1 protein-coding gene is annotated in these 414 nt (G+C 60.9%); it reads right to left on the bottom strand.

Going from position 1 to position 414, the window contains the following annotated elements:
* Positions 1 to 54 precede the first annotated feature (54 nt).
* Positions 55 to 414: hypothetical protein (locus P2P98_RS00005; protein ID WP_275795977.1), on the bottom strand; the 360-nt coding region annotated here is incomplete at its 5' end.

Raw genomic sequence — 414 nt, 5'->3', positions numbered from 1 at the left:
CGAGGTCACGGATCTGTCGGATGGGAAGCACACGATCACCGTTCGCAACACGGGTCAGAAGAACGCGGCGGCTTCGGGCACGGGGTTGACGCTGGATGCGTTCATCGTCGGTGTGCCCGAGGCGCAGCCGACTCCGGATCCGGTGGGTGCGGGTGTGTGGGAGAACGATGCGTCGGCGATTGTGTATGAGGGGTCGAATTGGTCGACTGGTTCGTCGTCGTTCGATTCTGGTGGGAGCAATGCGACGGCGTATGGGGCGTCGGTTGCGGTGTCTTTGACGTTTACGGGTCCGGCGGTGTCGTGGGTGTCGAGGAAGACGTCGGCGTCGGGAATCAATGATGTGTATATCGATGGTCGCAAGGTGGCGACGGTGGATAGGTACTCGTCGTCGGCGAAGTACCAGCAGAAGGTTTT

The organism is Microbacterium sp. Kw_RZR3, assembly GCF_029222405.1.
In the GTDB taxonomy this organism is placed as follows: domain Bacteria; phylum Actinomycetota; class Actinomycetes; order Actinomycetales; family Microbacteriaceae; genus Microbacterium.
The sequence above is the reverse complement of the archived record's forward strand: the minus strand, read 5'-3'. Positions and strand labels throughout refer to the sequence as shown.